5 protein-coding genes and 1 tRNA gene are annotated in these 7,250 nt (G+C 77.0%); 3 read left to right on the top strand and 3 right to left on the bottom strand.

Annotation, left to right across the window (positions count from 1 at the left end; genetic code table 11):
- Positions 1 to 147: 147 nt before the first annotated feature.
- The gene (locus ACFVGO_RS39015; protein WP_359914009.1) at positions 148 to 711 is read left to right on the top strand and encodes an NPCBM/NEW2 domain-containing protein; all 564 of its coding nucleotides are present in this window, start codon (positions 148 to 150) and stop codon (positions 709 to 711) included.
- Positions 712 to 865: 154 nt separating this feature from the next.
- Here ACFVGO_RS39015 and ACFVGO_RS39020 read toward each other — a convergent pair whose 3' ends face one another.
- The 3 genes from ACFVGO_RS39020 to ACFVGO_RS39030 all read right to left on the bottom strand — a co-directional run bounded on the left by ACFVGO_RS39020 (position 866) and on the right by ACFVGO_RS39030 (position 4,513).
- Entirely contained in the window at positions 866 to 1,570 is a 705-nt protein-coding gene (locus tag ACFVGO_RS39020) for a DsbA family oxidoreductase (protein ID WP_359914006.1), read from the bottom strand.
- 98 nt (positions 1,571 to 1,668) lie between these two features.
- Positions 1,669 to 2,190 (bottom strand): universal stress protein, encoded by a 522-nt coding sequence (locus ACFVGO_RS39025; RefSeq protein ID WP_359914003.1) that lies wholly within the window; start codon positions 2,188 to 2,190, stop codon positions 1,669 to 1,671.
- Between the two features lie 187 nt (positions 2,191 to 2,377).
- Positions 2,378 to 4,513, bottom strand: a complete 2,136-nt coding sequence (locus ACFVGO_RS39030) for an asparagine synthase-related protein (protein WP_380636906.1) — start codon at positions 4,511 to 4,513, stop codon at positions 2,378 to 2,380.
- Positions 4,514 to 5,333: 820 nt separating this feature from the next.
- On the opposite strand from ACFVGO_RS39030, the gene ACFVGO_RS39035 reads away from it, so the two are divergent.
- Positions 5,334 to 6,761 carry an MFS transporter gene (locus tag ACFVGO_RS39035; RefSeq protein WP_359913997.1) on the top strand — a complete coding sequence of 476 codons (1,428 nt, stop codon included), beginning with the start codon at positions 5,334 to 5,336 and terminating at the stop codon, positions 6,759 to 6,761.
- A gap of 105 nt (positions 6,762 to 6,866) precedes the next feature.
- Positions 6,867 to 6,928 (top strand) — tRNA-Ser (locus ACFVGO_RS39040).
- Positions 6,929 to 7,250 lie beyond the last annotated feature (322 nt).

Below are 7,250 nucleotides of genomic sequence, written 5' to 3' on the forward strand. Positions count from 1 at the left end.
GCCCCGGAGGCGCCCGCGGCGAGCCCCGCGGCCCAGCCGGCCGCCACCTCCCGGACTCCGCAGCCCGCCACCACCGGGGCGCCGGAGCCGGTCACGCCCGCGCCCAGCAGCTCGAAGGCGCCGAAGCCGACCTTCACTCCCCCGCTCGTGCCCGTGCCGACCCTGCCGCCGCTGCCCACGCCCGACGTCCCGGTGGTGCCGACGCCCACCCTGCCGCCGGTGCCGACCCCGACCGTCACCACGCCGGTGCCGCCCGTCCTCAGTGACTTCTGGGGCAACTCGCTGCCGGTGCTCAAGCCCGGCAACAACCGGGTGCCGCCGCCCGAGCCGAGCATCCGGCAGAAGGGCAGCGACAACTTCTGGCAGCGTGACGGCGGCTGGATCGGCGGCGACTACCACCCGCACGCGATCACCGTGCACGCCCCGGCGGCCACCGTGATCGACCTCAACCGCAGCTGCGCGTCCTTCGACGCGGTGGCCGGGGTGGACGACGCCACGCTCTCCCCGGGCAGGGTCGTCTTCTCCGTCCAGGGCGGCGACGGCAGCACCCTGTGGAGCTCCCGCGCGCTGGCCGTCGGCGACGACGCGGTACCGGTGCACGTGCCGCTGACCGGGCAGAAGTCGGTCAAGCTGGTGGTCACGCCGGTGAGCGGGATCTGGTCGGCACTGAACGTCGCGGACTGGGCCCAGGCCCGCTTCCGGTGCTCGTGACGGGCGCGCGCTCCGGTCGGGCCTCCGGTCGGGCCTCCGGGTGGTCCTCCGGGTGGTCTTCCGGTCGGTCGTGACGGAGGCCCGCTCCAGGAGTCCTGGAGCGGGCCTCGGGTCCGCGGTGCCGTGCGCCCGGTCGGCGCCGGACGGCCGGGCGTCAGATGGCGCAGGAGCCGTCCGCGCAGGCCTCCCCGGCCGGGGCGACCTGCACCGGGGCGGGACGGCGCTCGCCGATCTCGGCGGCGACCTGGTCCAGCACCTTGCGGAAGGTCTCGGCGTCCTGGCCGCCCTGGACGGCCCACTTGCCCTCGAAGACGAAGGTCGGCACGGCGTTGATGCCCAGCTCGCGGCCCTCGGCCAGCTGGGCGTCGACCTCGGCGACGCCCTCGTCGCCCGCCAGGTAGGCGGTCACCCGGTCCCGGTCCAGGCCGGCCGCCACGGCGACGTCGGTCAGCGCGGCGCGGTCACCGACGTCGACGCCATCGGTGAAGTGCGCCTTCAGCAGCGCCTCCTTCAGCCGCCCCTGGACGGCCGGGCCGTACTCGACCTCGGCGAGGTGCAGCAGCCGGTGGCCCAGGAGGGTGTTGGCGTGCAGCGCGGCGTCGAAGTCGTACGTGATGCCCTCGGCGAGGCCCAGCTCGGCCACCCGCGCGTCCATCGCCACCGACTGCGGGCCGTAGCGCTCGGCCAGCCAGGCGCGGTGCGGGCTCGCGGTCGCGGGAGCGTCCGGGACCAGCTGGTACGGCCGGTAGACGACCTCGACCTGCTCCTTGCCCGGGAAGTCCGCCAGGGCCTGCTCGAAACGGCGCTTGCCGATGTAGCACCAGGGGCAGGCGATGTCGCTCCAGATCTCGACCTTCATTGCGGGGGGCTCCAGGGGGCGTCTTGGCGAATGTGTACAAGATGGGTGAACGATGAACCATCTCGGTGCATTCCCGGCGGCCCGGTCCGTGGAGCGGATCACACCGCGGGCGGCGCCGGGACCACCAGCACCGGGCAGGCCGCGTGGTGCACCACCGCCGAACTCACCGAGCCCATCAGCAGCCGGGCGAAGCCGCCGTTGCCCCGGGTGCCGATCACCAGCGTGTGCTGCCGGGTCGCCGCCTCCAGCAGCACCTCGATCACGCTGCCCAGCACCACGTGCAGCGACAGCTCCCCCGCGTACGGCGCGGGGCGCTGGCGCTGCACGGCGGCCACCGAGCGGCGCAGCCCGTCCGCCATGCTCTCGACCAGCGTCTCCACGCTCTCCTGCACCAGCTCCGCCATCCCCGGCGGGTAGCCGGCCGGCGCCGGGTTGACCACGGCGAGCACGTACAGCGGCAGCCCGAACAGCTCGGCCTCCGTCATCGCCCGGTCGAGTGCCCACAGCGACCCGTCCGAGCCGTCGCACGCCGCCAGCACTCCCGGCGGCCGCCCCGTCGGCGGCCGGCCGAGCACCGACAGCACGACGGGCACCTCCCGCCCCGCGCTCCCACCGGCCACCGCGCACCCTCCTCGCCCCGGATCCACACCCCCGCCATCATCACCGCCGCCCCGACCCGGCTCCGGCAACCGCGCCGCAGGGCGGGGTGCGGGGGCGGGCTCACGGTCGCGGGGCGGGCCGGCGGGAGTCGTCGGAGCGGGCTCCACAGGCTCAGGAGGCCGGACAGGCTCACAGGGCCCGACAGGCTCAGGAGGTGAGGGCGGGCCGGCGGGGGCTGGGCAGGCCGGTCCAGCAGGCGCCGTGGCGGCGGGAGCGGACCCGGCGGAGCCAGAGTTCGGTGGAGACGAGGTCGGCGAGGCCGGCGAGGTCCGCGGGGGAGAGGGGGGTGGCGGGGTCGGCCGAGTGGGCGAGGCGGGCGCGGACGGCGGGGAGGTCGATGAGGCCGGCTTCGGCGAGCAGCGGGGCGTCGAAGAGTTCGGCGAGGCCGTCGGCGGCGAGGCGCAGGCCCGCGCGGGCGGGGGCGGTGCGGTCGGGGCGGGGGCCGCGGCCCCAGTCGGGGGGCAGGTCGGTGCGGCCGGCGCCGGTGAGGACGGCGTGCAGGAGGGCGTGCCGGGCGCCGGGCTGGAGGCGGACGTCGTCGGGCAGCAGCCGGGCGGCGCGCACCACCTGGTTGTCGAGGAAGGGCGCGTGCAGCCGCTGGCCGGGCTGTTCGGCGGCGTGCACGAGCGTGCGGAACCCGCGCGCCTGCCGGTAGAGGGCGTGTCGGGCCCGGTACGCGCCGGGGTGCTCCTCGGGCGCCGGTTTGCGCGCTGCCAGGCGGAGCCGCAGCGCCACCGAGGAGAGCGCCTCGTCGGAGAGCCAGCGGGCGGCCGGGCCGGGCACGCACCAGGCGAGGTCGACGGCCGAACGGGCCCCCGCCGTGCCGCCGCCGTCCGGGACGTGGCGGGCGGTCAGCTTGGCGGCCGCCTCGTCCAGCGCCTCGGCGTAGCGGACCCGGGAGAGCCGGTGCGCGGCCCGGAGCACGGTGAGCGGGGTGCGCAGCGTGCCGGTGAGGACGCCCGCGGCCGCCCGGTCGACGCCGGCCAGGGCGACGACCGGGGGCAGGAGTTCGCGCGGCCGCCCGGCCCGGACGAGGTCGGCGAGCCGGGCCGGGTGTCCGTCCAGGACCTGGCGGGCGCCGTAGCCGGTGAGGTGGTCGGTGCCGCCGGCGTCGAAGCGGGCCTCGGCCCGGGCGGCGGCGACGAGTTCGGGCCCGGGCTCGTCGGTGAGCCGGCCCGCCCGGGGGTCGGCGCCCGGCCCGGCGTACGGGAGGGTGTCCGGGCCGGGGTCGAGCACGGTGTGCCGCAGTCGCGGGGTGTCGGGGGCGAGCGCGAGGCCGGCCGGGGGCCCGGTCTCGCCGAGCGTGACGGCGGCCAACCGCTCGGGGGCGACGGCCTCCCGGGCGGCGGCGCGGGCCCAGGAGCCCTTGACCGCGCCGCTCCTGGCCCCGGCGGTGGCCGCCCGGGCCGCCGCGGTGGCCGCGGGCACCGGCGGCAGCGGGACGGCGGCGGCGAGCAGGGCGACGGTCGCGGAGGCCGTCCCGTACGAGAGGTCGACGCCGAGCCGGGCCCGTCCGACCGGGTCGGGGACCGGCGCGGTGGTGCGGACCCGGGAGCGGACGGACTCCAGCAGGGCGCGGGTGAGCTCGCGGACGGCGGGCGCCTCGTCGCGCGGCTGCTCGGCGCCGGCCGGGTCGTCGTAGCCGGACAGGTACGGGCGGCCGCCGCGGATGCCGAGCACGTGGCCGGGCGGCACCCGCTGGACGCCCAGGTACGGGGTGCCGGCGCCGAGCGCCTCGGGGGACTCCGGGCAGGCGAGCCGGGCGGCGAGGTGGCCGGTGTCCAGCGGGGCGCCGACCAGGTCGGCGAGCGGCAGGGCGGCGGTGGCGTACGCGGTGCCGCCGGCCCACGGGGTGTGGAAGACGGGCCGGGCGCCGGCGAGGTCGGTGAGCAGCAGGGTGGAGCGGGGGCCGGAGCGCAGCACGACGGTGTAGCTGCCCGGCCAGGCGGTGAGGTGGCGGACGGCGCCGCCGCGGGCGGCGGCGAGGCCGGCGGCGAGCTCGGCGTCGGTGGCTCCGCAGTGGCCGAGGACGGCGAGCCGGGTGGTGGCGGGGGTGTCCTCGATCCGGTCGGGCTCGGTGGGGCCGGTGCTGACCACGGCGGGGGCGCCGGGGCGGTGGATGACCAGGCGGATCTCCGCGGGGCGCCAATCGCCCACGGCCCAGAGCGGGTCGGGCCCGGACCACAGCGGGCGGGCGGCGATCGGCTCGACCCCGCCGCGCAGTTCGTGCGCCGGGGTGCCCGCGCTCGGCGCACCCGTGCACCAGCCCGTCAGCCACCGCATCGCGCCTCCACCGGACGAGGACCTGCATCCGTGCGGCGCGTTCGCCGCCCGCCGGGCGGCCGGGTGGTGTTGCCGTGGCGGCCCGGGCGCGTCCCGGCGGGTCCCCGCAGCTCGGACGCGCCGTCAGGAGACATCGTGCCACCGCGGGGCGTCGCCGTGGCCGGTGTTCCGGGGTTCCGCCTCCGTTCGGACCGGCCGTTCGACGGGCCGTCGGGGCCGTGCGGGCGGGCACCGATGCGCGCGCGGGCCCGCTCCCGGCCGGAGCTCCGCCCGGTGCGCGATCACTGCGCGTGGGCAAGTTCCGTCCGCCGGAAGGGAGTTCGATCCGTCCCGCACTCCGGGGAGCGGGCGGGCCGGGCCTCCCCCTCCCCGGCCCGGACCGCCGGCGAGACGCCTTTGGCATGGGCATCGCGAGATGGCCGAAAGGCGTCGCCCGGCCCGGGAGGGCATCCGCATGCCCTCCCGGACTTCACCACCACCCGCGGGGATTGAGGCGGCGGCGTCCCCCGGCCCGCCGGGTCCTCGACGGCAGGCCGACCCACGACCACCAGCGAATCGCCGACCAGCCGGTCGGGCCAGGGGGCACGGCCGGGCGCACGTGTACACGGGACCGGAGCACGACGCTCCGGCGCGCGGCGCGGTCGGCCGGATCCGAGCGGTCCGGACCAACTCCGGTGCGGCGCGGCCGAGTGCGCGATCCCGCCATCCGGAATGCGACCTCTTAACCGTCGGAACGCGTCCGACTACGCTAGGTACAGCAGCTACGGCCCGGTGCCGCCCGGGCCCCGCGCACAAGGCCGCAGGAGGTGCAGCCGCCACCATGACCGTCAGCCCACGTGGACCGAACGAACGGCTCGGCACGCTCCTGACCCTCGCCCAGATCAGCAACGCCGGACTGGCCCGCCGGGTCAACGACCTCGGCGCCCAACGCGGGCTGACCCTGCGGTACGACAAGACCTCGGTGGCCCGCTGGGTCAGCAAGGGCATGGTGCCGCAGGGGCCCGTCCCGCACCTGATCGCCACCGCGATCGGCGGCAAGCTCGGCCGGCCCGTCCCGCTGGAGGAGATCGGCCTGGGCGACACCGACCCGGCGCCCGAACTCGGCCTGGCCTTCCCCCGCGAGGTCGCCGACGCGGTCCGCTCGGCGACCGACCTGTGGCGGGTCGACCTCGACCTGCGCCGGGGCCCCGGCGGCGGCCGCTGGAGCGACAGCCTGGCCGGCACCTTCTCGGTCGCCGCCTACGCGACCCCCGTCTCCCGCTGGCTGATCACCCCCGCCGACGGCTCGGTGGCCCGCGAGGTGCCGCGCTCCCCCACCGACACCTCCTCCTACCGGGTCGGCCACTCGGACGCCGCCAAGCTCCGCGAGGCCGCCCAGGAGGCCCGTCGCTGGGACTCCAAGTACGGCGGCGGCGACTGGCGTTCGTCGATGGTGCCGGAGTGCCTGCGGGTGGAGGCGGCGCCGCTGCTGCTCGCCTCGTACAGCGACGCGGTCGGCCGGGCGCTGTTCGGCGCGACCGCCGAACTGACCAGGCTGGCCGGCTGGATGGCCTTCGACACCGGGCAGCACGAGGCCGCCCAGCGCTACTACATCCAGGCGCTGCGGCTCGCCCGGGCCGCCGCCGACGTCCCGCTCGGCGGCTACGTGCTGGCCTCGATGAGCCTCCAGGCGGGCTACCGGGGCTTCGCCGAGGAGGCCGTCGACCTCGCCCAGGCCGCGCTGGAGCGCAACCGGGGCCTGGCCACCGCCCGCACCATGAGCTTCTTCCACCTGGTGGAGGCCCGGGCCCAGGCCAAGGCCCGCAACGCGGCGGCGTGTGCGACGGCGCTCGGCGCGGCGGAGAGCGCGCTCGAACGGGCGCGCGCCGGGGATCCCGATCCGGCGTGGATGGACTTCTACGCCTACGACCGGCTCGCCGCCGACGCCGCCGAGTGCTTCCGCGACCTCGGAGTGCCCTCCAAGGTCCGGCAGTTCACCCGCGAGGCGCTGGCCACGCCCACCGAGGGCTTCGTCCGCTCGCACGGCCTGCGGCTGGTGGTCTCGGCGATGGCCGAGGCGGAGGCGGGCGACCTGGACGCCGCGGTCGCCGCCGGCGAGCGCGCCGTCGAGGTGGCCGGCCGGATCTCCTCGCAGCGCAGCCGGGAGTACGTGGTGGAGATGCTGCGGCGGCTGGAGCCCTTCCAGGGGGAACGCCGGGTGCGGGAGCTGACCGAGCGGGCCCGGGCGGTGATCGTCGCTCCGGCGTGAGCGGACGGGACGGCGTGAGCGGACGGGACGGCGGTCCGGCGGTCCGGCGGTAAATGGAGTGCGGTGACGGCAGGGGCCTGGCTAGGGTTTCTCCTGTCCAGGTGCGCAGGCAGAGGTTACTTCCACTCTTAATGGGCGTGTCGCGGGTTCGAGTCCCGCCGCCGGTACTCGCCGGTGTAGCTCAGTCGGTAGAGCAGCTATGTCACCTCAGCCGCCTTCGATCTCTGGACACCCACACGTGAATAGTTCGTCCGCACCTCCCGGTGCGACGGCAGCGGTTACTTCTTGGTGAGGCGCCCCCAGGGCGCTGCGGTTCGAGCCCGCGAAACACCGCCGCCACCTTTGATCTCGGGAGGCAGCTCTTCGTGGTGCCCGGGTCCGCGTCAGCCATGACGGCCCCGGGCACCGCTGCCGCAGCATGCCTCCCTCCCCACCGACACCAGCACGCCGAGGGGGGCTTCCGCAGGTCCAGGTTTGACTTCCGTAAGT

It is taken from the genome of Kitasatospora sp. NPDC057738 (assembly GCF_042798815.1).
In the GTDB taxonomy this organism is placed as follows: domain Bacteria; phylum Actinomycetota; class Actinomycetes; order Streptomycetales; family Streptomycetaceae; genus Kitasatospora; species Kitasatospora lactacystinica.

What these genes read in the sequence shown, in the direction of transcription:
- ACFVGO_RS39020 (WP_359914006.1), bottom strand. Translation starts at nt 1,570, where the DNA reads ATGAAGGTCGAGATCTGGAGCGACATCGCCTGCCCCTGGTGCTACATC.
- ACFVGO_RS39030 (WP_380636906.1), bottom strand. Translation starts at nt 4,513, where the DNA reads ATGCGGTGGCTGACGGGCTGGTGCACGGGTGCGCCGAGCGCGGGCACC.
- ACFVGO_RS39035 (WP_359913997.1), top strand. Translation starts at nt 5,334, where the DNA reads ATGACCGTCAGCCCACGTGGACCGAACGAACGGCTCGGCACGCTCCTG.